Below are 25,047 nucleotides of genomic sequence, written 5' to 3'. Positions count from 1 at the left end.
AATTGGGGCGCGATCAGTTTGTTTTGGTGCATGGCTGCACCTGTATGGTGCGGGGATTGTAGGGGCAAAATGTTGCCCTGCGCAAAGCGAAAAACTGCGCCATCACCTTGATAACAAACAGATTTTTCCAGACGATAAACGGGGACGTATAAAAGCGGAGTGTTGACCGCCTGTGGATGGAAACCGGGCTGATCAAACGGGGGAGCTTGAAAATTCAGGGATTTTTGAAGTGTCCCCGTTTAATTTCGCCTATGCGGCATAGGGCAGGGCGCCTTCTGATACGCCGCTGCGGGGCATCCGGCAGCGTCGCAAAGACGCCGCCGCCCGCTTGGCGCCCTTAATGCGTCCCTATATTTATTTTGAGAAAAATCACGCGCGCAAAGTGAAGTCGTAATCGATCGTCAACGGCGCGTGATCCGAGAAGCGTTCGTCCTTGTAGATGGCGACGCTGCGCGCCTTGGCCGCGATGCCGGGAGTAGCGATCTGGTAGTCGATGCGCCACCCGACGTTCTTGGCCCAGGCCTGGCCGCGATTGCTCCACCAGGTGTACTGGTCGGGGCGGTCGTCGATGGTGCGGAATACGTCCACAAAGCCGCGCTTGTCGAAGACGTCCGTCAGCCACGCGCGCTCTTCGGGCAGAAAGCCCGAATTCTTCATGTTGCCCTTCCAGTTCTTTAGGTCGATTTCCTTGTGCGCGATGTTCCAGTCGCCGCAAATGACGAATTCACGGCCGGTCGTCTTGTGCTCGTGCATCAAGGCATCGATCCACGGGCCGAAACTGTCCAGGAAGCGGTACTTCGCCTGCTGGCGTTCGTCGCCACTGGAGCCGGAAGGCAGGTAGGCGCTGATGACCGACAGATCCTTCCAGTCGGCGCGGATGATGCGGCCTTCGCTATCGAACTCTTCACAATCAAAGCCGTTGTTCACGCGCTCGGCGGCATCTCGCAGGTAGATGCCCACGCCGCTGTAGCCCTTTTTCACGGCGTGGTGGAAGTGGCCGGTGTAGCCGGGCGGATGGCGCAGTTCGTCGGTCAGGTCCTCGTGGGATACCTTGATTTCCTGCAGGCACAGCACGTCGGCGGCGTGCTTTTCCATCCACGGTTGCAGGCCCTTTTTGAAGGCGGACCGGATGCCATTGAGGTTGATCGACGTGATGCGCAGCAAAGCGAAACTCCTGTAATGCGGCCGCAAGGGGGCGGACAATGCCAGGAATTTAACCGACTCCGCCGCGGCCACCTGGAACAGCCCCGACAGCGGATAAAATGCGGGGTCTGCCACCTACCGGATCACCCTGCATGCCCGCCGCCCCGTCCTCCGTCACCGCCCTGGATTTCGTCCGTTTCGCCTTGAACGAGGGCGTTCTGCGCTTTGGCAGCTTCAAGGTCAAGTCGGGCCGCATCAGCCCCTATTTCTTCAACGCAGGCCTGTTCAACAATGGCCGTTCGGTCGGCAAGCTGGCGCAGTTCTACGCACAGGCGCTGCTGGATTCCGGCGTCGAATTCGACATGCTGTTCGGCCCCGCGTACAAGGGCATCCCGCTGTCCACCGCCACCGCCGTGGCGCTGGCCGGCCACCCGGACATGCAGGGCCGCAGCGACGTGCCGTTCGCCTACAACCGCAAGGAAGCCAAGGATCACGGCGAAGGCGGCACGCTGGTCGGCGCTCCGCTCAAAGGCAAGGTCGTCATCATTGACGACGTCATCACGGCCGGCACGTCGGTGCGCGAGTCCGTGGAAATCATCCGCGCCGCCGGCGCCGAACCGGCCGCCGTGCTGATCGCGATGGACCGCATGGAACGCGCCGGCCCGGACGACGCCCTGTCGCCGCATTCGGCCGTGCAGGACGTGGCCAAGACCTACGGCATCCCCGTGGTGGCGATTGCCTCGCTGACCGACATCCTGGCCCTGCTGCAGGATGATACGTCGTTTGCGGAGAACCGGGATGCCGTGCTGGCGTATCGGACGAAGTACGGGGTGAAGTAAGCGTCTCGTTGCTGAAAGCAATGACAAAGGGCGGCCATGGGCCGCCCTTTGTCATTGCAAAGATGCAATTGCCAAAACGTCATTGCCATAGGTAGGGCGCAACGGGTTCGGCGACGCCGTGCGGTTGCCCGAACACGGTGACGCCGCTGGCCCGCGCCGCGTCCGCCAGCTTGCGGTCAAAGGTGGCCAGGCACGCGCGCTGCCGCAGCGAGAGTTCGAGATAACTGGCGTCGTAGGCAGTCAACCCATGGGCGCGGGCAAGCTGGCAGGTGCGCGCGATGCTGGAAGCCGCATCGTCGTTGTCGGCGGCGATGGGCAGGTTGTCGAGAAGTTGATTGAACGCAGCGACCTGGGCCCGCGAAATGCGCTGGCTGCGCTCTGCACGCAAAACGCCATTGGCAACTTCCACGCGCCAGATGTGAGGCACGGTGTTTTGCGAGCCGTGCGCGACGTCGAGCAGATGCTGGGCAAGCAGCGATTCGTGGACATCCACGCGGTACAGCAGCCAGGCAAGGGCGACCGACGCGTCCGGCACCAGACGGATGGTGTTCATTCCCGGCCTTCTTCGATCCAGGCGCGGATGATGTCGTGGGAGACCGGAGCCGCGGTATGCAGGCGCTTCATGGCCTCCAGGGCATCGTGCGCGTTCAGTGAGGTATCGGGCAGGACGGGCGTCAGCCTTGCGCGGCGCACGCCGTCGACAGCGATGATGAAGTGCTGCCCTTGGCTGAGGGCCTGCAGGTAATCGGTGAATCGGTGCAGCAAGTCGTTGCTGCTGACCTCGGTGTAGTTCATGGCCAAGCCTCCGGCGAAATCGACCAGATCATTCTTGGCCAAACAAAAGGCCGCGGCAATATGCCGCGGCCCCCGATTCAGTCTGATATTGCGCCGGTTCTCCGTGGGGAGAACCGGCGGTCCATCAACTATCCAGCTTCTGCTTCAGCAGATCGTTCACCTGCTGCGGATTGGCCTTGCCGCGGGCGGCCTTCATGATCTGGCCGACCAGGGAGTTGAACGCCTTCTGCTTGCCGGCGCGGTACTCCTCGACGATGGCCGGGTTGGCAGCCAGCACCTCGTCGATCATCGCGCCGATGGCGCCCGTGTCGCTGATCTGCTTCAGGCCGCGCGATTCGATGATGGCGTCGGCATCGCCGCCGTTTTCGCCAGCCCACATGGCGCCGAAGACTTCACGGGCGATCTTGTTGGAGATGGTGCCGTCGATGATGCGGCCGATCAGGGCCGCCAGCGCCGGCGCCGCGACGGGCGATTCGGCGATGGTCTTTTCTTCCTTGTTGAGCACGGCGGCGACTTCGCCCATGACCCAGTTGGACGCGAGCTTGGCCTGGCCGGCCGGCAGCGCGTTGGCGACCGCCTGGAAGTACGCGGCCAGATCGCGGCTGATGGTCAGTTGCGCGGCGTCGTACGCGGGCAGGCCGTATTCCGTTTCGAAGCGGGCGCGCTGGGCGGCCGGCAGTTCGGGCATGGCGGCGCGGACCTCGTCCACCCACGCGCTGGAGATCACCAGCGTGGGCAGATCGGGATCGGGGAAGTAGCGGTAGTCGTGCGCGTCTTCCTTGCTGCGCATGCTGCGCGTTTCGTCGCGGTCGGCGTCGTACAGGCGCGTTTCCTGGACGACGGTGCCGCCGTCCTCGATCAGCTCGATCTGGCGGCGCGCTTCAAAGGTGATGGCGCGTTCCAGGAAGCGGAACGAGTTGACGTTCTTGATCTCGGTGCGGGTGCCGAATTCCTTCTGGCCCACGGGGCGGACCGACACGTTGGCATCGCAGCGGAAGGAGCCTTCCTGCATGTTTCCGTCGCAAATGCCGAGCCACACGACCAGGCTGTGCAGCGCGCGCGCGTAGGCCACGGCCTCGGCAGCCGAGCGCATTTCGGGCTCGGTCACGATTTCCAGCAGCGGGGTGCCGGCGCGGTTCAGGTCGATGCCGCTGGCCGGGCTGCCATTGCCCAGGTTGAAGTCGTCGTGCAGGGACTTGCCGGCGTCTTCTTCAAGGTGGGCGCGCGTCAGGTTGACGGTCTTTTCTTCTTCGCCGACGAAGAATGACAGCGAGCCGCCCACCACCACCGGCAGCTCGTACTGGCTGATCTGGTAGCCCTTGGGCAGGTCAGGGTAGAAGTAATTCTTGCGCGCAAAAACCGAGCGCGGGGCGATCTTGGCGCCCACGGCCAGGCCGAAGCGGATGGCGCGTTCGGCCGCGCCGCGGTTCATGACCGGCAGGCTGCCCGGCAGGGCCAGGTCGACTTCGTTGGCCTGCGTGTTGGGTGCGGCGCCGAATTGCGTGCTGCTGCCCGAAAAGATCTTGGAGTCCGTGGAAAGCTGCGTGTGCGTTTCCAGGCCGATGACGATTTCCCAGTTCATGTTCTCAGCCTTGCTGGACAGGGGCACGCTGATGCCAGTCCGTCACGTGTTGGTAGCGGTCGGCGATGGCCAGCAGGCGGCCTTCGTCGAAGTAGTTGCCGATGATCTGCAGGCCGATGGGGCGATTCTGTTTTTCGCCGCCGAAGCCGCAGGGGATCGACATGGCGGGCAGGCCCGCCAGGCTGACGCCCAGCGTGTAGACGTCGGCCAGCCAGTCGGCGGTCGGGTCGTCGCGGTTGTCGCCGATGTTCTTGGCGACCGACGGCGTCACCGGCCCCATGATGACGTCGCACTGGTCGGCATAGGCGCGCTGGAAGTCCTGCGCGATCAGGCGGCGCAGGCGCTGCGCCTGCAGGTAGTAGGCGTCGTAATAGCCGTGGGACAGCACGTAGGTGCCGATCAGGATGCGGCGCTTGACCTCGTCGCCGAAGCCTTCGGCGCGCGAGCGGCTGATCATCTCGTTCAGGTCGCCATACTGCTTGGCGCGATGGCCGTAGCGCACGCCGTCGTAGCGGGCCAGGTTGCTGGACGCTTCGGCGGGGGCGATGACGTAATACGCCGGAATGGCCAGCTCGGTGCGCGGCAGCGAGACGGGCACGCGCACGGCGCCCAGCGCTTCGAACTGCTCAAGCGCGGCCTGCACGGCGGCGGCCACATCGGGGGCCAGGCCGGGGCCGAAATACTCTTCGGGCACACCGATGCGCAGGCCTTTGAGCGGCTGGCTGCCGGCGGCGTCGAAACGGGCCTGCGCGGCGTCGAAGTCGCGGCGCACGCGGCCGGGTTCGTTGACCGCGCCATCGCATTTTTCGAGGCTGGTGGCGTCGCGCGGATCGAAGCCGCTGATGACGTCCAGGATTTCAAGCAGGTCGCGGCTGCTGGGGGCCAGCGGGCCGGCCTGGTCCAGGCTGGAGCCGAAGGCCACCATGCCGTAACGCGACACGGTGCCGTAAGTGGGCTTGATGCCGCTGACACCGCACAGCGCGGCGGGTTGGCGGACCGAGCCGCCGGTGTCGGTGCCGGTGGCGGCGGCGACCAGGCGGGCGGCCACGGCGGCGGCCGAACCGCCCGACGAGCCGCCGGGTACGGCGGCGTGATCCCAGGGGTTCTTCACGGCGCCGTATGCCGAGTTCTCGTTGCCAGAGCCCATGGCGAATTCGTCGCAGTTCAGCTTGCCCAGCGACACCGCGCCGGCCGCGCCCAGGCGTTCCACGACGGTCGCGTCGAACGGGCTGACGTAACCGTCGAGCATCTTGCTGCCCGCGGTAGTGCGCCAGCCGCGCGTCACGAACGCGTCCTTGTGGGCGATCGGGATGCCGGCCAGCGGACCCGCGGTGCCGGCTGCCAGTGCAGCGTCGGCCGCGCGGGCCTGGGCCAGCGTCAATTCGGCGTCAATATGTAAAAAGGAATTCAGGCCGCTGGCCGCTTCGGCGGCCGAGAGGGCGCTTTGCGCCAGGTCTACCGCGCTGACTTCGCGTTGCGCGAGGGCCGCGCGCAACGCGGCGATCCCCTCGAATTGGGTATGCAGGGCAGGTTTCGTCATGACTTAATCCAGGACCTTGGGAACCAGGAACAGGCCGTCCTGGGCATCGGGCGCGTTGGCCAGCAGTTCCTGGCGGCGGGCTTCCGATCCGGCTTCGGTCACGGCGTCTTCACGCAGGCGCAATACGATGTCCTCGTGCGCGGACAGGGGATGAGCCAGGGGTTCGACGCCTTGGGTATCGACGGACTGAAGCCGTTCGATCAGGTGGAGGATGCCGTTGAGTTCGGCCTGCGCGACGGTGCGCTGGTCGGGGGTCAGTTCGATTCTGGCCAGCCGGGCAATGCGGGCCACATCTTTGTCGTTGAGCGCCATGGGGGATTGCAAAAATCGGTAAGCGAAGGCCGCGGGGCGGGAGTGGGCAGTATGCATACGCCAAACCCGTTACAAAGCTTGAATAGCCTGCATTTATGCGCTATTTCCGGGGAAATTATAAGTTATGATTCACGGTTTAATCGCCGTGATGACAGGCGGACCCGTTGTTTCACGGGCCAAACGCCCCGCGGCTTGACCCCAATTCCCCCCAGAATTTAGCTGAGCTCCCATGTTCGGATTCCTGCGCAGTTATTTTTCCAGCGATATGGCGATTGACCTAGGTACCGCCAATACGCTGATTTACGTCCGCGGCAAGGGCATCGTTCTCGATGAGCCTTCCGTGGTCGCAATCCGTCATGAAGGCGGCCCCCACGGCAAGAAGATCATTCAGGCCGTCGGGCACGAAGCCAAGCAGATGCTCGGTCGCGTTCCCGGCAACATCGAGGCCATTCGGCCCATGAAAGACGGCGTGATTGCCGACTTCACGGTCACCGAACAGATGCTCAAGCAGTTCATCCGCATGGTGCACCCCCGCAACATGCTGGCGCCCAGCCCGCGGATCATCGTCTGCGTACCCTGCGGCTCCACCCAGGTTGAACGCCGCGCCATCCGTGAATCGGCGCTCGGCGCCGGCGCTTCCCACGTGTTCCTGATCGAAGAACCCATGGCCGCCGCCATTGGCGCCGGCCTGGCCGTGTCCGACGCCAGCGGCTCGATGGTCGTCGACATCGGCGGCGGCACCACGGAAGTGGCCGTCATCTCGCTGGGCGGCATGGTCTATAAGGGTTCCGTGCGCGTCGGCGGCGACAAGTTCGACGAAGCCATCGTCAACTACATCCGCCGCAACTACGGCATGCTGATCGGCGAACCCACGGCCGAACTGATCAAGAAGGAAATCGGCTCGGCATTCCCGGGTTCCGAAGTCCGCGAAATCGAAGTCAAGGGCCGCAATCTGGCCGAAGGCGTGCCGCGCAGCTTCACGGTCTCGTCCAACGAGATCCTCGAATCGCTGACCGATCCGCTCAACCAGATCGTTTCCGCCGTCAAGATCGCGCTCGAACAGACGCCGCCCGAACTGGGCGCCGACATCACCGACAAGGGCATCGCCCTGACTGGTGGCGGCGCGCTCCTGCGTGACCTGGACCGCCTGCTGCAAGAAGAAACCGGCCTGCCGGTCGTGGTGGCCGACGATCCCCTGACCTGCGTCGTGCGCGGTTGCGGCGAGGCGCTGGAACACCTTGAGAAACTGGGCGCCATCTTCATCAACGACTAATATTGCCCGCCAGCCCGGAGCCCCGCTTTTTTCTGGCTCCGGCCGCTGCGGGGGCCTCGGACGCGGGCGCCCGGGCTGAGATTCATGCAACGACAAGGGACTCCCCCCCTATTCAGGCGCGGCCCACCGGCAGAGGTGCGGCTGGTCGTTCTGGTCGTCCTTGCTCTGGCCCTGATCGTCATGGATTCCCAATGGCGCATGCTGGAACCGGCGCGCCGCGCGATTGCCGTAGGGCTTTATCCGTTCCAGCGTGCCGTCATGGCGCCGCGCGATCTCGTCCAGCAAGTCAACGAATGGGTTAACGCGGCCAACCTCATCCGCAGCGAAAACGAAGCCTTGCAGCGTCAGCGCATCGAACTCGCCCAAGTCGCATCCCACGCGGCGCAGCTTGCCGCCGAAAACTCCCAGCTTCGCCGCCTGCTTGGCGTGACCGACACCGTGGCGCAGTCCGCCGTGGTCGTTGAAGTCATGTACGAACCCACCAACGCGTTCACGCAGCGCCTGGTCTTCAACAAGGGCAGCAAGGCTGGCTTGGCGCCCGGCATGCCCGTCATCGACGAAGGCGGTGTGGTTGGCCAGATCGTTCGCGTGACGCCCATGACCGCTGAAGCGGCGCTCGTCACCGACGAGCAGGTTTCTATCCCCGTGCAACTCCTGCGCAACGGACTTCGTCTGATTGCGTTCGGCGGCAACTCGCCCGGCAAGATGGAAGTGCGTTACCTGGCGGCCAATGCCGACATCAAGGAAGGCGATACTATTGTCACCAGCGGCGTCGGCGGCCTCTTTCCCGCCGGCCTGCCCGTGGCCAAGGTGACCTCGGTGGAACGCGATACCGCCTCCGGTTTCGCGCGCGCCGTATGTGAACCGCTGGCCCACCCCGAACGCTATCGCCATTTCCTGGTTCTGCAGGTGGATGTGGATCGCGCCGAGTCCAACCGTCAGGAGGTCGATTCCGGTGGATCGGACTAACCAACACGCTGCGGGGCAGTCCCCGCGCCGCCTTGGCACGCCCAGCAACGTGCATCCCGACCGGCTGTCGGGTCCCGCGCATGCCTTTTTCGTGTGGGGCACCGTCCTGCTCGCCTGGCTGGTGTCGCTGCTGCCGTGGCGTCTGTGGCAGGGCGCGCCCGACGTGCTGCTGCTCATCATCGCTTTCTGGTGCGTGCACGAGCCGCGCCGCGTGGGTCTGTTCACGGCCTTCTTCTTCGGCGTGCTGATGGACGTGCACGACGCCGGCCTCTTGGGTGAGCACGCGCTGTCGTACACGCTCGTCGCCTACGGCGCGGTGGTCCTGCATCGCCGGCTGCAACGGTTCGACCTCTGGAGCCAGGCGATGCACATGCTGCCTGTGTTCTTCATTGCGCGCTTCGTCACCCAGATCATCCACGCGTGGCTGGCCGGAAAATGGCCGGGCTGGGACTGGGGCATCAGCGTGCTGCTGACGGCTGCGTTGTGGCCGCTGGCGGGTTGGGTGCTGCACCTGCCGCAACGCGGTGTCGACGACGCCGAATCCTCATCCGCCTGACGGCGGCGTTGCGTCATGTTTGAATTCAAGAAAACCGGCCAGCAGCAGAAGCAGCGCTTTCGCCTGCGCGCCTGGGTGGGCGGCGCCTTCGCCCTGGTCTGCTTCGGCGTGCTGGTCGGCCGTTTCTGGTATCTGCAGGTCGACCGCTACGAAGGCCTGTCCGAACGCGCCGACCGCAACCGCATCGCGGTCGTGCCGATTCCGCCGCGCCGCGGCGAGATCCTGGATCGCAACGGCGAAGTCCTGGCCCGCAATTACCGCACCTACACGCTAGAAGTCGTGCCGGCCCACGCGGGCAACATGAACGAACTCTTCGAGCGCCTGACCGAAGTCGTCTACATCAGCCCGTCCGACCAGCGCCGCTTCAAGCGCCGCGCGGCCGAATCCAGCCGCTACGCCAGCCTGCAACTGCGCAACAATCTGAACGAAACCGAAGCCGCGTGGTTTGCCGCGCACGCCTTCCAGTTCCCCGGTGTCGAACTGCGCGCCCGCTGGGTGCGCGAGTACCCGCAGGGCGTGTCGGCCGCGCACGTGGTCGGCTACATCGGCCGCATCGCCGACAACGACATCGAAGAGCTGGACCGGGCCGGGCAGCTCGGCAACTACCGCGGCACCGAGGTCATCGGCAAGAAGGGCATCGAAAAGACCTGGGAAGAGCAGCTGCACGGCCGCACGGGCCTCGAAGAAGTCGAGGTCACCGCCGGCGGCCGGCCCATGCGCACGCTGCGCCGCATCGATCCGGTGCCGGGCTCGGACATCATGCTGTCCATCGACATGGGCCTGCAGAAGGTGGCCGAAGAGGCCTTCGAGGGCCAGCGCGGCGCACTCGTCGCCATCGACCCGGATACGGGCGAGGTCCTGGCGTTCGTGTCGCAGCCGTCGTTCGACCCGAACCTGTTCGTGGATGGCATCGACGTCGACAACTGGCGCATGCTGAACGAATCGCCGGACCATCCGCTTATCAACCGTCCCCTGTACGGCACGTATCCCATCGGCTCCACTTACAAGCCTTTCGTGGCGCTGGCGGCGCTGGAACTGGGCAAACGCCGCGCGACCGATCGGGTTTCGGATCCGGGCTATTACGAATTCGGCGGACAGAAGTTCCGCAACGCGGGCGGCGCGGCCTACGGCATGACGGACATGCACAAGGCCATCGTCGTGTCGTCCGACACTTATTTCTATTCGCTCGGCCCTGAAATCGGCGTGAACGCCCTGCACGATTTCACCAAGCAGTTCGGGTTCGGCCAGATCACCGGCATCGACCTGGAAGGCGAGAAGCGCGGCGTGCTGCCGTCCACCGACTGGAAGCGCTCGGCCTACAAGGACAAGGAGCGCCAGCGCTGGTACGCGGGCGAAACGATTTCCGTGGCGGTGGGTCAGGGCTACAACGCCTTTACGCTGCTGCAATTGGCGCAGGGCACGTCCACGCTGGCCAACAACGGCTTGTACCGCCGCCCGCACCTCGTGCACGCGGTGCGCGATTCGCGCTCGGGCGTGGCCAAGCCCACCGAGGCGCCGCCGGACTACCGCATACCGCTCAAGCAGGCCAACGTGGACGTCATCAAGAACGCCATGGCCGACGTGGTGCGCGCCGGCACGGCGCGGCGCGCGTTCGCCAACACGCCGTACCAGGCGGCCGGCAAGACTGGCACGGCGCAGGTGTTCAGTCTGCGTGGCGGCCACTACCGGGCCAGCGCGATCGACGAACGCCTGCGCGATCACGCGCTGTTCATGGGCTTCGCGCCGCTCGAGCAACCGCGCATCGCCGTGGCGCTGATCGTCGAAAACGCCGGCTGGGGCGCCAGCGTGGCGGCCCCCGTCGCGCGCAAGGTCTTCGATTACTGGCTGGCCAAGGATCGCCAGGACAAGATCGCGCGTCCCCAACCCGCCGACACCATGGCGACCGTCGATGACATCGCCTCCGACCTGGTGCGCCAACAATGAAACGTCTTGGCCTGATTCTGCTGCGCGTGTTCACGGCCTTCGACTGGCCGCTGCTCGCGATCCTGATGATGTTCGCGGCGCTGGGCCTGACGGTGATGCACTCGGCCGTCGGTGGCACGGATTGGCGCTTCGCGGAACAGTCGCGCAACTTCATCATCGCGTTCTTCGCGATGTGGACAATGGCGCTGATTCCGCCAAAGCTGCTGATGAAGCTGGCGTTGCCGTTCTATGTGGTGGGCGTGGTGCTGCTGCTGGGCGTCGAGTTCTTCGGCGAAACCAGCAAGGGCGCAACCCGCTGGCTGAACCTGGGCGTGACCCGCATCCAACCGTCCGAGATGATGAAGATCGCGGTGCCGATGATGCTGGCCTGGTATTTCCAGCGCCACGAAGGCGCGGTCCGCGTGCGCGACTTCCTCGCCGCCGCCGCGATGCTGGCCGCACCTTTTGGCCTGATCGTGCTGCAGCCCGACCTGGGCACGGCGCTGCTGGTGTTCGGCGCGGGCTTTTTCGTGATCTATTTCGCGGGACTGTCGTTCAAACTGCTGGTGCCGGTGATGCTGGCCGGCGTCATTGCCATCGGCACACTGGTCTATTACGAAGATAAGCTCTGCGAGCCGGACGTGGACTGGGTGGTGCTGCATGAATACCAGAAGCACCGGGTTTGCACACTGCTCAACCCCAGCTCCGATCCGCTGGGCAAGGGCTTTCACACGATCCAGTCAATGATCGCAGTGGGCTCGGGCGGCGTGTACGGCAAGGGCTACATGAAGGGAACGCAGACACACCTGGACTTCATTCCGGAACGCACGACTGACTTCATCTTTGCCGTGTACGCCGAGGAATTCGGACTGTACGGCGGTATTGCGATCCTGGTGCTGTACGGCCTGATGATGGCGCGCGGTCTGACGATCGCATCCCGGGCTGCGTCGCAATTCGGCCGGCTGCTGGCGGGGGCGCTGACGATGATGCTGTTCATCTACGTGTTCGTGAACGTAGGCATGGTGACGGGGATATTGCCCGTGGTGGGGGTGCCGTTGCCGTTCATGAGTTATGGGGGGACGGCGTTGTTCACGATGGGGATTGCGTTTGGGATCATGATGAGTATTAGTCGGCATCGGTCTGTGAAGACTTGATGGTGGTTTGCCGATCGAATTCCTTGGTCGCTGCGTAGTTTTTATCTCCTGCATTTGTTGGCTCCTGTTGCCTGGGGCGCTTCGCAGGTCGGTGATCTTGGCGCCAAGAAGTTCTTCGTAGGTCGCCCGACGCCGCGGTCACCGTGGGCACGATCGCCCACGATTGCGGTCCGGAGCCTTCGCTCCGGACTGCCCCTTCGTCATCTTCGTCCAGGCCTTCGGCCTTCCCTTCAGATTCCCTCGGGCGCATCGACGGCGCTCGCGCCCACGGTGACCGCGACGCCGTGCTGCCGGGGTCTTTGGTATGGGGCGCTGCAAGACCTGTGGTCAGGGTAGGAGATCTGCGGGGCCGCCGAATTGCTGCCGCCCGGGCGGCGGCAATCGGCATCGGGGTGGTGGGACGTCGTCGCGATGTTCGCTTCGCGCTGGTGAAGATCGGTGTGCTGATGGCATCGCGATCAAGAGGGAGTGGCGGTGATGGGCGGCGCGCGTCGACCGCCAGCCACAGCTTCCCGACCCGTGGGAGTGTCAGTATTTTTGTGTTTGAGGCGTTAGAAGCCTGATAGTTGGTTCTATCAGGCTTATTGATGCTATCTCAGCGATACGGGTCAGTGAAGCGTTCTGCATAAATCACGGCGAACTGGTTCATAGCGGCCTTCCAGTCGTGCGTGGCGCTGCCCCAGGCCCCGGTGATGTTGCGTAGGACCAGCCACAGTAGCTTGGTGGCGGCTTCATCGCTTGGGAAGTGACCTCGCGTTTTCACCGCGCGGCGCAGTTGGGCATTAATGCTCTCGATCGCATTGGTGGTGTAAATCACCTTGCGGATCGCCGGTGGGAACGTAAAAAACGGGATCACACGGTCCCATGCCCGGCGCCATGCGTCTGCGATCGGCGCGTAGCGTTGGCCCCAAGGGCCTTGCTCGAACTGCACGAGCGCGGCCAGCGCTGCCTCCACGGTCGCCGCCGTGTAGATCGGCCTCAGCGCCGCAGCCACCGTCCGGCGCTCCTTCCAGCTGGCGTATTCCAGGCTGGAGCGGATCAAGTGCACGATGCATGTCTGCAGCGTTGTGGCCGGGAACACCGCGTTCAGCGCCTGCTCCATGCCCTTCAGACCGTCAGTGACAGCGATCAGGATGTCCTGCGTGCCGCGGGTCTTGAGCTCGTTGAACACCTTCATCCAGAACTTGGCGCCCTCGGTCTGCTCGATCCACAGGCCCAGGATGTCGCGCGTGCCGTCCGGCAACACCGCCAGCGCCAAGTAAACGGCCTTGTTGCGCACCACGCCGTCCTCGCGGATCTTGACCCTCAGCGCGTCGAAGAACACCACCGGATACATCGTCTCCAGGGGCCGCGTTTGCCAGGCGGTGACCTCGTCCATCACCGCGTCGGTCACCGAGCTGACGAACTCCGGCGAGACTTCCGTGCCGTACTGCTCGAGCAGAAACCCTTGGATTTCGCGCACCGTCATGCCGCGGGCGTACATGGCGATGATCTTGTCGTCGAACCCGGTAAAGCGGCGCTCGTGCTTGGGGATCAGGATCGGGGCGAAGCTGCCATCGCGGTCGCGTGGGATCTCTACCCGAAGCGGCCCATCATCGGTCAGGACCGTCTTGGAGCTCTTGCCGTTGCGTTGATTGGTGGCCTGCTCGGGGCGCTCGCCGCCCGCCGGGTAGCCCAGATGGTGGCCCAATTCCGCTCCAAGGGCCCGTTCGATCAGCGCCTTCTTGAACGCCATCGACAGGTCCTGCACCGCCTCGGCGGTCATCGGGCCTTTGACGAATTGATCAACCAGCTCGGCGGGAATCGCCGGCAGTTCCCTCAGCGGTGTCTTTTTCTTGGTAGCCATACATGCTCCTTGAGCAACATGTTAGGCCCCAAACACAAAATTTATGACACTCCCCGACCCGTTCGCGCGCCGCCCATCGGGCACTGGAGTTCAAGTGACGATTAATGGCCAGGCTAGCGCGATTTGCAGCTGGTTTTAGGCACCGGAATGAGCGACGGGTTTCGATCTTCTGCCGGTGTCAGACACCGGAAACGGTCTTACGAGTTTGCTGGTGTCAAACACCGGAATCAGTCTTACGCGTTTGCTGGCGTCAGGCACCTGTAGCAATTGCAGCCACACGCGAAGCGTCATCGCCGCGACGCAAGACGCCGCGTAAGCCCCCAAAGGCCGCCCGCGCGGCCGGCCGGGGGCGGGCCCCGCAAGATCTTTCTCTCTCCCCCCACCGTGGGCAAGAACCTAAAGAACCCAACTCGCCCCGCCGCCAGCAAAGCTGAAGCAACTGGAGCACGTCGTAGCGGGGGCTTGGGTGCGCGGGGCGTGTAGATGCGCCCGACGGAAACCGAAGGGAGCCGAAGGCGGACGAGGTTGAGGACGGGGCAGTCCGGAGCGAAGGCTCCGGACCGCAATCGTAGCCCCGCGCACCCAAGCCCCCGCTGCGGCGGGCGTCTAAAGAACCTGACTCGATGCCAGCCTAACCACCGCCATCCAAAGCACCCTAAGGCAACGCGTCAGGCACCCCAAGCTCCACGGCCAACTTCGTCAACCCATCCCAGATCCGGCTATCAAATTCCACCGAATCCGCATTGACCGCCCGATTCCGAGCTTCGTATTCACCCGGATACTGCACCGACTCAACCCCAGGCTGCGGCTTGCACGCATGCAGGTAGTCGATGAACGCGCCGACTTCCATCGACCGCCAGTCAGTATTGAAGTCCACCTGCGGATCGAGCAGCAGCGCGAACATGTTGTTGGTCGCCACCCCGATGCGCGGATGTTCAGGCTGGATCGTGCCGCCGCCGGACAGCACACCCGCGAGCAGTTCCGCCACCAGTCCCAGCGCATAGCCCTTGTGGCCGCCGAAGGGCAGCAGGGCACCAGGCGGATCGGTAAAGAGCGCACCCGGGTCAGTCGTCGGATTGCCCTCTGCATCGATCAGCGACCCTGGCGGCGCCTGTTCACCCTTGGCAGCCAGCACGCGCGCCTTGTTCACCGCGATCGAGCTGGTCGCCATGTCCACAATGAACGGCGGGCGGCCGCCAGGCAACGGGCCCGCGAAGCACAGCGGATTCGTGGTCAGGCACGCTTGCGCGCCGCCGAACGGGGCGACGGTGGGCGAGCGGTTGATCACGTTGGTAAAGGCCAGCAGGATCAGCCCCTTGGCCGCCACCATTTCACCGAAATGGCCCATGCGGCCAAGGTGATGGCTGTGGCGCAGGGTCAGAATGCACTGGCCGTGTTCCTGCGTGCGCTCGATCGCCTTTTCGATGACCACCTTGCCCACGTATTGACCCAGTCCGTGGTGGCCATCGTAGGCCAGCATGGCGCCGCGGTCGTTGAGGAGTTCGGGGCGGCCGTCGGGCTGAGCCAGGCCCTCGGACAGCACGCGGCGGTAATTCGTCAGGATCGACAGGCCGTGGCTTGTGTAGCCAACACGGTCGGATTCCACCAGATGCTCGGCCACGTCGCGGGCGATGTCTTCCGGCACGCCTTGTGCCATCAGCACCCGGCTGCCGTATTCGTTGGCTTGGGCTAGCGTGATTTTCATGACGACTCCTTACAGCCAGCCCAGCCAGCGCCAGTACGTCATGCCCATCAGCAGCATCAAGAGGTAGCCGACGATGGTCACGATGATGCCGACCTTGGCGAACTGCTTGGCGTTGAAAGTTTCGGTGCCCAGGCACACCATGTTCTGCGGTGCGTTGATGGGCAGGATGAAGCCGTAGCTGACCACGAAGCCCAGCAGCATCGTCATGCCCAGGCGGCTGAAGTCGCCCGGCAGCGTTGCCAGCACCGAAATCAGGATGGGCAGCATGGCCGAGGTCAGCGCGGTGGCGCTGGCAAAGCCCAGGTGGATGACGATCAGGAAGGCCGCCAGGATGGCGAAGATGGCGAGGGGGCCAAGATGGTCCAGGCCGGTGTGCAGCACCACCTGGTTGCCCAGCCACTGGCCAGCCTGCGTCGTGAGCAGCGCCGTGCCCAGGCTGATACCCACGCCGAACACGATCACCGTGCCCCATGGGATACGCGATTGCACGTCTTTCCACGTCATCACGCCAAAGCGCGGCAGCATCAGCAGCACGAGGCCGAAGTAGGTGGTCGAGGTGGTGTCGAACTTGTGCAGCTTGCCTTCGGTGGACCAGAACAGCAGCAGCATGACCGACACGGCCATCAGGCGCTTTTGCGCACCGGTCATGGGACCCAGGTCGAGCAGCGATTTCTCGACGGCTTCCTTGCCGCCGGCGATGCTGTTGCTTTCAGGCGGCAGCAGCTTGAGCACGATGACGATCAGCACGGCCGACATGATCAGCGACCAGGGGGCGCCGGCGATCAGCCAGTCCGACCACGCCACGCGTTCGCCCAGCATCTTTTCCATGAAGCCGACCGTCAGCAGGTTCTGCGCGGCGGCGGTCTGGATGCCGACGTTCCAGATGCTGGTGGCCTGGGCCACGATGATCATGATGCCGGCCGCGATGTTCGAGCGCTTGTCCACGCCGAAGGCAGCGATGACGCCCATCATGATCGGCACCACGGCGGCGCTGCGCGCGGTGGCGCTGGGCACGACCAGGCTCAGCACGATCGTCACGGCGATACATCCGATGAGGATGCGGCGCGTGCTGGTGCCAACCTTGGACAGTGTTACCAGCGCGATGCGCCGGTCCAGTCCGGTGAATGTCATGGCGGCGGCAATGAACAAGGCGCCGGTGACGAGCGCCAGCGCCGAGTTCGCAAAGCCCGTCAGCGCCATGCTGATGGCGGCGGACGTGCCGTAGAGAACGTTGGGGTCTTTGATGGTGGGCGCGGTGCCCAGAAGGAAAGCCATCAGCGTCGTGATCATGATCGCGCTGGCTTCATACGACACGGCTTCGGTGATCCACACGACCACGGCGAACGCGAGGATTGCCAGCATGCGGTGGCCTGCAACGGGCAGGTCCGCGGGCAGGGGCATCATTAAAACGCCGATCATCACGAGGATGCCGGCGATGAGCCCGATTGGAATCTTGGTTTTCTTGGGGGCTTGCGAGGCGGGGACTGCGGTTTCCGCGGCCATATCCTTCTCCGGTTGAGGTCAAACTGACGAAACACCGCCCGCGAGCACGGGGTCAATCAAATCGGTGTGTCGACGCTACAGGATGATCGTGACGGCATTGTGGAAAACCCGTATTGATGAACGTCAAGAAGGTGGAGAACAGCGCTTGTGGAAAACTCGTCCTGGGCATTATGCTCGTCGCCCCCCGCGCGGGGCAAGCATGCGAGTGTTGCATCGGCGCGAACCAATCGGATCACGATGCGTGCGGTCGACCCACGAAAAGAACCGGGATTGGTACGTGAAATGGCGCTAATTCGGGCGCATCAGCCCAAGGCCAGGCGCAGCTGTTCGTCCAGATGCAGCGTGGGCGTGACGCGCCATCCGCTTTGCGCGTAGCGCAGCCAGCGGCCCAGCACCAAATGCGTCAGCAGGCTGGCATGCGCGGCAATGTTGGCTTCCTGCGGCAGGCCGCCGTCGGTGATGGCGATGCGCAGCGATTGCTTCAACGACGCCTCGATGCGGTCGTTGATGTGGTTGATACGCTCCTGCAGCCGGTTGTCTTCCGTGACCAGTGCATCGCCGGTCAGCACGCGGGTCATGCCCTTGTTGCGCTCCGAGAACGTCAGCAGCATGGAGACCGTCTTGTGGGCTTGAGGCAATCCGTAGGGCTCGGCGGTGGCGATCTGGTTCACCAGCGTGAAGATGCTGGTTTCGATGAACTCGATCAGTCCTTCGAACATCTGCGCCTTGCTTGCGAAGTGCCGGTAGAGGGCGGCTTCGGAGACCTCCAGACGCGCGGCCAGAGCGGCCGTGGTGATGCGGGACGCGTGCGGCTGTTCCAGCATTTCGGCCAGAGTCTGCAGAATCTGGGTCTTGCGCTCGCCGGGTTTGCTCGCCATGGGAGGGACTGCTTCGCGCAGGATGACGGGTGGAGGGGATGCTGCGAGCCGTCAGCCCCGCAGGGGGCGTCGGCGTAACAATAAATCACTGACGCAGTTTACCCGCAAGTCGACGTAGGCCGGGCGGTGCGAGCGTCCGCGGCCGAAGGGCGTGCCGGGGTGATACACGTGGACCGTCTTCAGGCCAGCCAGACGGGCGCCCCGCAGGTTGGCTAACGTATCTTCGACCAGCACGGCGCGGTGGGCGGGAACGCCTTCGCGCGCCAGCACGTAGCGCAGCAGCGCCGCGGAGGGCTTGGGCCGGAACTCGCCATGCAACCGCATGTGCTCGATGGCCCACAGGCTGTCGAACTGGCGCAGTATGCCCAGTTGCGACAGGACGGACCGCGCATAGTGGAGCGGCGCGTTGGTCAGCAGGACCTTGCGCCCGGGCAGGCGGCGCAGCTTGTAGGCAAGCGCCTTTTCCGAGCGCATCAACGGCGCGACGTCGAAGTCGTGGCTGCGATGCAGGAATTCGTGGGCATCCACGCCGTGGTGGCGCACCATGCCGATCATGGTGGCGCCGTAGCGTTTCCAGTACTGCTTGCGCACGAGGTTGGCGGCATCCACGTCCACGTTTAGCGCCTCGGCCACCGCCATCGTCATGCCGTGGTCGATCTTGGAGAAGATGGCGTGCGAGGTGTCGTGGAGCGTATTGTCCAGATCGAACAGCCACAGGCGCGCGGGCGCGCCTGTGGCAATCCCGCGGGAGCGGCGCATCCGCACCGCGGGCCGCAGCAACTGGCGTCGCACTTGCATCATGACGATCGCGCGGCGCGCCGTGCTGCGGGGGTGTGCGTCATCAGTGCGAGCTGATCATCGTGCCGACGCCCTGGTCGGTCAGGATTTCAAGCAGCAGGCAGTGCGGCACGCGGCCGTCGACGATGTGCACCGAATTGACGCCGTTCTTGGCGGCGTCCAGCGCGGACGAGATCTTGGGCAGCATGCCGCCGGAGATCGTGCCATCGGCAAAGAGCTCGTCGATGGTCTGGGCCGACAGGCTGCGCAGCAGCTTGCCGCCCTTGTCCAGCACGCCCGGGGTGTTGGTCAGCATGAGCAGCTTTTCGGCGCCCAGCACTTCGGCCATCTTGCCGGCGACGACGTCGGCATTGATGTTGTAGGCCGTGCCGTCCTCGCCATAGCCGATGGGCGAAATGACGGGGATGAACTGGTCGTCCTGCAGCGCCTTCACGACGGCCGGCTCGACCATCGTGATGTCGCCGACGAAACCGATGTCGATGGGCTCGGACGGGTTGTCCTTGTTGGCCATCAGCTTCTTCTGGGCCTGGATCAGACCACCGTCCTTGCCGGTCAGGCCGACGGCCTTGCCGCCGACCTCGTTGATCATCATGACGATGTCCTGCTGGACCTGGCCGCCCAGCACCCATTCCACGACTTCCATGGTCTCGGCGTCGGTGACGCGCATGCCCTGGATGAAGGTGCCTTGCTTGCCGATGCGGCGCAGGGCGTCATCGATCTGCGGACCACCACCGTGGACCACCACCGGGTTCAGACCCACCAGCTTGAGCAGCACGACATCGTGCGCGAAGCTGCGCTGCAATCGCTCTTCCGTCATGGCGTTGCCGCCGTACTTGACCACGATGGTCTTGCCGTGAAATCGTCGGATATACGGCAGAGCCTCGGACAGCACGGCGGCTTTGACGGCGGGAGACGAAACGGCAGCAGGGTCGGGGGTGTCGGTCATGGCAGCTAAGTCGGCAGATAAATAACAAAAAAGTTGATGGGCGTTAAAAAAATGCCTGCACAAGAACGCGGTTGGAACGCGCCTAGCGCAAGCATACGACGGATTGTAGTCCCCACAGGTTTCTTATGCTGCAAACCCATGTCCATATGCCCGACAAATAACCGGCATTCAGGTAAATTGGGGGCGTTTTCACAACGGCACGTCTCGCAAAAGGGGGCCTGCCCGAACCTGCGGGACATCGATCCCGGTTTTCATCATAAAAGAGGCAACACATGCGTTTGAACTTTGTCCGTTCCGCCCTGGCGGCGTCGGTCCTCCTGGTTGCCGCCAACGCGGCTCACGCCGAAAAGGTGGTCGTGGGCGCCACGCAGGTGCCGCACGCCGAGATCCTGGAAGTGGTCAAGCCCAAGCTGGCCAAGGAAGGCGTGGAGCTCGACATCAAGGTGTTCAGCGACTACGTGCAGCCCAACTTGCAACTGGCGGACAAGCAACTGGACGCCAACTTCTTCCAGCACAAGCCGTACCTGGAAAGCTTCAACAAGGATCGCAAGGCAACGCTCGTGCCGGTGGCGCTGGTCCACGTCGAGCCCTTCGGTGGCTATTCCAAGAAGATCAAGAGCCTGTCCGACCTGAAGGACGGCGCCACGGTCGCCATCCCCAATGACCCGTCCAACGGCGGCCGCGCGCTGGTGCTGCTGCAGAAGCAGGGCGTCATCAAACTCAAGGATCCGGCCAACATCCTGGCGACCGCCGCCGATGTCGTCGAGAACCCCAAGAAGCTGAAGTTCCGCGAACTCGAAGCCGCCATGCTGCCGCGCGCGCTGGACGACGTGGACCTGGCGCTGATCAACACCAACTACGCGCTGGAAGCCGGTCTGGTGCCGACCAAGGATGCCCTGTTCATCGAAGGCGCCGATTCGCCGTACGCCAACGTGCTGGTCACCCGCAGCGACAACAAGGACGCGCCCGGCATCAAGAAGCTGGTCGACGCGCTGCACTCGCCGGAGGTCAAGACCTTCATCCAGGAAAAGTACAAGGGCGCAGTGGTTCCCGCCTTCTGATGCGCGGCGCGCGGGCGGCTGCAACCGCCCGCACCCTGCGATCCGTGCGCTTCATGTAAGAAACTGGCCGCCCGTTCAACAACGGGCGGCCTTTTATTGGAAGGTGCCAGACACCCTTGTGGCGGCTCATCCATTGGGCGATCTTGCCCGATGGGTGTCAGACACCTTCAGCCATCTTCAAGCCCAAAAAAAATCGCCCGCTTGCAGCGGGCGATTCCTTGGGGCTGCGCCGATGCGGCGGATCAGCCGGCGGCCAGGGCCTTTTCGACGGTGGCGTGGAACTCGGCCTTGTCGTATTCGCCCAGGTACCGCTTGATGATATGTCCCTCTTTGTCGATGAGGAACGCCGTGGGCGTCAGGCGGATGTCGCCGAAGGCGCGCGCGATCTCGCCCTTGGTGTCCAGCGCGACCGGGAACGGCAGCTTGCGGGTTTCAGCGAAGTTGAGCACGAAGTTGGGCGGGTCGTAGTTCATGGCGACCGCGATGGCTTCATATCCTTTGTCCGCATACTCGTTGTAGGCGGAGATGGTGTCGGGCATCTGCTTCACGCAAGTCACACAGCTGGTTGCCCAGAATTTGACCAGCACGACCTTGCCGCGCAGGTCCTGCATGGAGAAGGTCTTGCCTTCCAGCGTGGTGAAGGTGACGTCGGGGGCGGTCTGGGCCGGGCGCATGGCGAACCAGGCGCCGATGCCGACCGCCACGAGAACTGCGAGGGCTACGATGGCTTTTTTCATTTGATGGGCATTGCTTCAACGCCGCTGCTCGTGCCGCCGGTGCCAGCCGCGTTGTCGGTGGCCGGACCGGTTCCGGTTTCGATGGGCGCCTTGCTTTCGGTGGTGGCGGGTTTGGAGCCGCTGCCAGACAGACGGATGGCTTCTTCGCGGCTGATGATTTCAAAGAGCTTGACGACTTTGGTCACGCCGCCGACGTCGGCGGTGGCATTGGCGGCGTATTCGCCTTCTGCCTGGGTGACTTTGCCCATCAGGTAGACGACGCCGCGATCGGTGGTGACCGCGATGGTGCCCGAGGGCACGTACTTGGTGTTGAGCAGCGCGGTCTTGACCTTGGAGGTCAGCCAGGTGTCGTTGGAGCGCTGGCCGAACGAGGCGATGGGGCCGACGTTGAGCTGGTTGATGACCTGCTTCACGTTTTCGACGCTTTGCGCGATGGCCGTGGCCTGGTTCTTGGCTTCTTCGGAGGGCACGTCGCCGGTCAGCAGCAGGTGGCCGCCGTAGGCCATGGCGTTGACGCGGGCCGTGTCGCCCAGCTTCTGGGCGATCTGGCTCTGGGCCTTGAACGCCATGTTCTGGTCTTCGAGCTGGACGCCGGACGTGCGGCGGTCGGTGACCACGACCGCCGTGGTGGCGGCGGCGCCGCCCACGATCAAGGGCGCGCAGGCCGTCAGCGAAAGCGCCGCGGTCGATAGCGCGGCGGCAAGCATCAGCGGGCGGACTGCGGGTCTGACGTCAAGAATCATTCGGTGTCTCCAAGCAGAAGAGCGTCGATGCCGTCGCACAGCGCGTGCAGCAGCAGAATATGGACTTCCTGGATGCGCATGGTGCGATCGCTGGGAACACATAGATGGACGTCCATCGGGGTAATGAGTTCCCCCATGACGCCGCCGCCCTTGCCGGTCAGGGCCAGGACGTGCATCTCGCGCGCGCTGGCGGCTTCCATGGCGCGGACCACGTTGGGCGAATTGCCGCTGGTCGAGATGGCCACGAGCACGTCGCCGGCCTGTCCGAAGGCGTTGACCTGCCGTTCATAGATTTCGTCAAAGCCGTAGTCGTTGCCGACTGCCGTGAGAATCGAGGTGTCGGTGTTGAGCGCAATGCCCGCGAGCGGCAGGCGTTCGCGTTCGAAGCGGCCCACCAGTTCCGCGATGAAATGCTGCGCGTCGGCAGCCGAGCCGCCATTGCCGCAAGCCAGAATCTTGCCGTTGTTCGCCAGGGCGCCGAACAGCACGTCCACGGCCACGGCCAGCGGTTCGGCCAGGACGTTCATGCTTTGTTCGTGAGCGGCCATGGCGTCGCGAAAGTGCGACGTCATACGAGAGGTCATATCCATGGGCGCGATTATCTCACGGGGCAGGGCCGCGGTTCTGTCCATGCGCAACGTGGGCGAGGGGGGATGTCCCGCCAGACTTGCCCGGTCATGGCAGCCAGAATGCGCCGCGCAGCCAGGCGGGGTCGCCGTTGTCGAAAACCACGGCGTCGAAGCGGGCGGGCGGGACCAGGCCGGCCCAGTGCCGGCGGGCCAGTTCGGGCAGCCAATACGCCGCCGCGCGGGCAAGGCGCGTCTGTTTTTCGGGGCCGATGCTGGCGGCGGCGCCGCCGAAGCGGCTGGCGGCGCGCGCCCGGACCTCGACGAAGACCAGCGTGTCGCCCTCGCGCATGACGAGGTCGATTTCCCCGGCGCGGCAGGCCAGGTTGCGCGCCAGCAGCGTCAGACCCTGGGCCGCCAGCAGGCGCAACGCCGCCGCTTCATGATGGTCGCCGCGCCGCTGGGTGGGAGAGCGGCGCGGGGGCGGGCGGTCGGCAGGCGTGCGCCCGGTTCGCCGCCGGCGTTTTGCGGCGCGGCGGCGTGCCGCCAGGGCGAGTTCGCAGGCCAGGCGCAGGGTGTCGTCCGTCATGGGATTCCGAAAGCAGCGGGCATAGGCGGCTACACTGACATGGTTTTTCGTGTCAGCAGGCAGCAATGAATCAAAACGTCTCACCTCCCATTGCCGGCGATGCCTGGTCCCGCGTGTCGGAACGCGTGGCGGGCCAGCATTGGCCCGCCTCGACGCTGTATGTCGTGGCCACGCCTATCGGCAATCTTGGCGATCTGGGCCTGCGCGCCTGGCACGCCCTGCAACGGGCTGATGTGATCGCTGCCGAGGACACGCGCGCCAGCCGCACGCTGCTGGACGCCTGGGGCGTCAGCACGCCGCTCATGGCGGCGCATCGCCACAACGAGGCCGCCGCGGCGCAAGCCATTTGCGAGCGACTGGCGCAAGGCCAGCGCGTGGCCTTGGTGTCCGATGCCGGCGCGCCCGCGGTCAGCGACCCCGGCGCTCGCGTGGTCCGCGCCGTGCGCGCCGCCGGCTATGCGGTGGTGCCTGTACCCGGCCCCAGCGCCGTGATCGCCGCCCTCATGGGCAGCGGTGTCACCACGGACGAGAATCCTGCCTACGCCTTCGCGGGCTTTGCGCCGTCCAAGGCAGTGGCCCGGCAGCGCTGGCTGCGCCAATGGTGCGCGTTGCCTGCGCCCGTCGTGATGTTCGAATCGCCGCACCGGCTGGCGGCCACCTTTGCGGACCTGCTCGAGGCCTGCGGTCCGGAACGTGAACTGACCGTCGCGCGCGAACTGACCAAACGCTTCGAAGAGATCGGCACCGTCAAGCTGGGCGAGGCCGCGGCATGGCTGGCCGCCGATGCGCATCGCGAGCAGGGCGAGTTCGTGCTGATCGTCCATGCCGAGGCGGACGCGCCTGAATCCGACGACGTCGATCCCGCCCACGACGTCCTGCTGGATGCCTTGCTGGAGTCGCTGTCCGTGCGCGACGCCGCGCGGGTCGCGGCCAAGGTCACCGGCCAGCCGCGCGACGTGCTCTACAACCGTGCCCTGACCCGCAAGAAGGGGCAGGAGTAAGCCATGGTGTATTCGACCGTCGTGTCCAACAAGCCTGCCGATCCGCAAGAGCGGCTGACCTATCGCGACATGCCCACGCCGCTCGGTGATCTGCGCCTGGTGGCCAGCCCGAAGGGATTGCGCGGCGCGTGGTTCACCGATCAGGCGCTGCTGCCGCCGCCGGATGGATGGACGCTGACCGATAGCGATCCGTTCCTGGAGCAGGCGCGGCGCGAACTTGACGAATGGTTTGCTGGCGAGCGCCGCCTGTTCGACGTGACGCTCGACCCGGTGGGGACAACCTTTCAGCACCAGGTCTGGCATGCGTTGTGCGCGCTGGAATTCGGCACGCTCACCAGCTACGGCGAACTGGCCCGCACGGTGAACCGGCCCAAGGGCGCACAGGCAGTCGGCGGCGCGGTCGGCCGCAATCCCATCAGCATCATCATTCCGTGTCACCGCGTGATCGGCGCGGACACCTCGCTGACGGGCTTCGGCGGCGGATTGCCGCGCAAGCAGGCGCTGCTGGCGCATGAAGGCAACCGCTATGTGAGCCGCAGCGCGCACGCGCGCCGGGTGTGCGACGGGCAGGCAGAGCTGCCCTGGTAG

25 protein-coding genes are annotated in these 25,047 nt (G+C 64.7%); 9 read left to right on the top strand and 16 right to left on the bottom strand.

Features of this window, described 5'->3' with window-relative positions; all coding sequences use genetic code 11:
- Window positions 1-369: 369 nt before the first annotated feature.
- A complete protein-coding gene (locus AB3147_RS26855; RefSeq protein ID WP_218343266.1) occupies window positions 370-1,164 on the bottom strand; it encodes an exodeoxyribonuclease III in 795 nt (264 codons plus the stop codon).
- Between the two features lie 131 nt (window positions 1,165-1,295).
- Between AB3147_RS26855 and pyrE the strand changes: the two genes are divergently transcribed.
- Entirely contained in the window at window positions 1,296-1,982 is a 687-nt protein-coding gene (pyrE, locus tag AB3147_RS26850; RefSeq protein ID WP_367353418.1) for an orotate phosphoribosyltransferase, read from the top strand.
- Between the two features lie 79 nt (window positions 1,983-2,061).
- On the opposite strand, the gene AB3147_RS26845 is transcribed toward pyrE, so the two are convergent.
- The 5 genes from AB3147_RS26845 to gatC all read right to left on the bottom strand — a co-directional run bounded on the left by AB3147_RS26845 (window position 2,062) and on the right by gatC (window position 6,211).
- Window positions 2,062-2,535 carry a type II toxin-antitoxin system VapC family toxin gene (locus AB3147_RS26845; RefSeq protein ID WP_175139639.1) on the bottom strand — a complete coding sequence of 158 codons (474 nt, stop codon included), beginning with the start codon at window positions 2,533-2,535 and terminating at the stop codon, window positions 2,062-2,064.
- Window positions 2,532-2,777 (bottom strand): hypothetical protein, encoded by a 246-nt coding sequence (locus AB3147_RS26840; protein WP_175124989.1) that lies wholly within the window; start codon window positions 2,775-2,777, stop codon window positions 2,532-2,534. The genes AB3147_RS26845 and AB3147_RS26840 overlap by 4 nt, the downstream gene beginning before the upstream one ends.
- A 124-nt stretch (window positions 2,778-2,901) precedes the next feature.
- Window positions 2,902-4,359, bottom strand: a complete 1,458-nt coding sequence (gene gatB / locus AB3147_RS26835) for an Asp-tRNA(Asn)/Glu-tRNA(Gln) amidotransferase subunit GatB (protein ID WP_367353417.1) — start codon at window positions 4,357-4,359, stop codon at window positions 2,902-2,904.
- A 4-nt stretch (window positions 4,360-4,363) separates the two neighbouring features.
- A complete protein-coding gene (gene gatA / locus AB3147_RS26830) occupies window positions 4,364-5,899 on the bottom strand; it encodes an Asp-tRNA(Asn)/Glu-tRNA(Gln) amidotransferase subunit GatA (RefSeq protein WP_367353416.1) in 1,536 nt (511 codons plus the stop codon).
- A gap of 3 nt (window positions 5,900-5,902) precedes the next feature.
- Window positions 5,903-6,211, bottom strand: coding sequence for an Asp-tRNA(Asn)/Glu-tRNA(Gln) amidotransferase subunit GatC (gene gatC, locus AB3147_RS26825; protein ID WP_175124992.1), 309 nt, complete (start codon window positions 6,209-6,211; stop codon window positions 5,903-5,905).
- A 229-nt stretch (window positions 6,212-6,440) separates the two neighbouring features.
- On the opposite strand from gatC, the gene AB3147_RS26820 reads away from it, so the two are divergent.
- The 5 genes from AB3147_RS26820 (at window position 6,441) to rodA (ending at window position 12,086) form a co-directional block, all read left to right on the top strand.
- Window positions 6,441-7,484, top strand: coding sequence for a rod shape-determining protein (locus AB3147_RS26820; RefSeq protein ID WP_006216320.1), 1,044 nt, complete (start codon window positions 6,441-6,443; stop codon window positions 7,482-7,484).
- An 84-nt stretch (window positions 7,485-7,568) separates the two neighbouring features.
- Complete coding sequence (mreC, locus tag AB3147_RS26815) at window positions 7,569-8,453, top strand: rod shape-determining protein MreC (RefSeq protein ID WP_056560320.1); 885 nt, start codon at window positions 7,569-7,571, stop codon at window positions 8,451-8,453.
- 49 nt (window positions 8,454-8,502) lie between these two features.
- On the top strand, window positions 8,503-9,009 hold the full coding sequence (gene mreD / locus AB3147_RS26810; protein ID WP_175125001.1) for a rod shape-determining protein MreD: 507 nt from the start codon (window positions 8,503-8,505) through the stop codon (window positions 9,007-9,009).
- Between the two features lie 15 nt (window positions 9,010-9,024).
- Window positions 9,025-10,953, top strand: a complete 1,929-nt coding sequence (gene mrdA, locus AB3147_RS26805) for a penicillin-binding protein 2 (protein ID WP_175124993.1) — start codon at window positions 9,025-9,027, stop codon at window positions 10,951-10,953.
- Complete coding sequence (rodA, locus tag AB3147_RS26800) at window positions 10,950-12,086, top strand: rod shape-determining protein RodA (RefSeq protein ID WP_367353415.1); 1,137 nt, start codon at window positions 10,950-10,952, stop codon at window positions 12,084-12,086. Before mrdA ends, rodA begins: the two co-directional genes overlap by 4 nt.
- Window positions 12,087-12,681: 595 nt before the next feature.
- Here rodA and AB3147_RS26795 read toward each other — a convergent pair.
- The 6 genes from AB3147_RS26795 to argB form a co-directional block, all read right to left on the bottom strand.
- The gene (locus tag AB3147_RS26795) at window positions 12,682-13,932 is read right to left on the bottom strand and encodes an IS256 family transposase (protein WP_142051401.1); all 1,251 of its coding nucleotides are present in this window, start codon (window positions 13,930-13,932) and stop codon (window positions 12,682-12,684) included.
- Between the two features lie 655 nt (window positions 13,933-14,587).
- On the bottom strand, window positions 14,588-15,637 hold the full coding sequence (locus tag AB3147_RS26790; protein ID WP_367353414.1) for an Ldh family oxidoreductase: 1,050 nt from the start codon (window positions 15,635-15,637) through the stop codon (window positions 14,588-14,590).
- A 9-nt stretch (window positions 15,638-15,646) separates the two neighbouring features.
- A complete protein-coding gene (locus tag AB3147_RS26785; protein ID WP_175122023.1) occupies window positions 15,647-17,140 on the bottom strand; it encodes a DASS family sodium-coupled anion symporter in 1,494 nt (497 codons plus the stop codon).
- A gap of 302 nt (window positions 17,141-17,442) precedes the next feature.
- Window positions 17,443-18,018, bottom strand: coding sequence for a nucleoid occlusion factor SlmA (gene slmA, locus AB3147_RS26780; RefSeq protein WP_175138985.1), 576 nt, complete (start codon window positions 18,016-18,018; stop codon window positions 17,443-17,445).
- Between the two features lie 51 nt (window positions 18,019-18,069).
- Window positions 18,070-18,816, bottom strand: coding sequence for a pyrimidine 5'-nucleotidase (locus tag AB3147_RS26775; protein ID WP_367353597.1), 747 nt, complete (start codon window positions 18,814-18,816; stop codon window positions 18,070-18,072).
- Window positions 18,817-18,859: 43 nt separating this feature from the next.
- On the bottom strand, window positions 18,860-19,762 hold the full coding sequence (gene argB, locus AB3147_RS26770; RefSeq protein WP_013396740.1) for an acetylglutamate kinase: 903 nt from the start codon (window positions 19,760-19,762) through the stop codon (window positions 18,860-18,862).
- 272 nt (window positions 19,763-20,034) lie between these two features.
- Between argB and AB3147_RS26765 the strand changes: the two genes are divergently transcribed.
- Window positions 20,035-20,823 (top strand): MetQ/NlpA family ABC transporter substrate-binding protein, encoded by a 789-nt coding sequence (locus tag AB3147_RS26765; protein WP_056560303.1) that lies wholly within the window; start codon window positions 20,035-20,037, stop codon window positions 20,821-20,823.
- Window positions 20,824-21,065: 242 nt separating this feature from the next.
- On the opposite strand, the gene AB3147_RS26760 is transcribed toward AB3147_RS26765, so the two are convergent.
- From AB3147_RS26760 to AB3147_RS26745, 4 genes are all read right to left on the bottom strand, one after another.
- The gene (locus AB3147_RS26760) at window positions 21,066-21,560 is read right to left on the bottom strand and encodes a peroxiredoxin family protein (protein WP_056560300.1); all 495 of its coding nucleotides are present in this window, start codon (window positions 21,558-21,560) and stop codon (window positions 21,066-21,068) included.
- On the bottom strand, window positions 21,557-22,303 hold the full coding sequence (locus AB3147_RS26755) for a BON domain-containing protein (protein WP_191578456.1): 747 nt from the start codon (window positions 22,301-22,303) through the stop codon (window positions 21,557-21,559). The genes AB3147_RS26760 and AB3147_RS26755 overlap by 4 nt, the downstream gene beginning before the upstream one ends.
- Complete coding sequence (locus AB3147_RS26750; protein ID WP_175122026.1) at window positions 22,300-22,893, bottom strand: phosphoheptose isomerase; 594 nt, start codon at window positions 22,891-22,893, stop codon at window positions 22,300-22,302. Before AB3147_RS26750 ends, AB3147_RS26755 begins: the two co-directional genes overlap by 4 nt.
- A gap of 85 nt (window positions 22,894-22,978) precedes the next feature.
- Window positions 22,979-23,458: a YraN family protein gene (locus AB3147_RS26745; protein WP_367353413.1), complete on the bottom strand. Its 480-nt coding sequence runs from the start codon at window positions 23,456-23,458 to the stop codon at window positions 22,979-22,981.
- A 65-nt stretch (window positions 23,459-23,523) separates the two neighbouring features.
- On the opposite strand from AB3147_RS26745, the gene rsmI reads away from it, so the two are divergent.
- Window positions 23,524-24,459, top strand: coding sequence for a 16S rRNA (cytidine(1402)-2'-O)-methyltransferase (rsmI, locus tag AB3147_RS26740; RefSeq protein ID WP_367353412.1), 936 nt, complete (start codon window positions 23,524-23,526; stop codon window positions 24,457-24,459).
- 3 nt (window positions 24,460-24,462) lie between these two features.
- The gene (locus AB3147_RS26735) at window positions 24,463-25,047 is read left to right on the top strand and encodes a methylated-DNA--[protein]-cysteine S-methyltransferase (protein ID WP_175122029.1); all 585 of its coding nucleotides are present in this window, start codon (window positions 24,463-24,465) and stop codon (window positions 25,045-25,047) included.

Source organism: Achromobacter animicus, assembly GCF_040775605.1.
Taxonomy (GTDB): Bacteria; Pseudomonadota; Gammaproteobacteria; order Burkholderiales; family Burkholderiaceae_B; genus Achromobacter; species Achromobacter animicus.
Note: the sequence above shows the minus strand (reverse complement) of the source record. Positions and strands in the feature narration are given on the sequence as shown.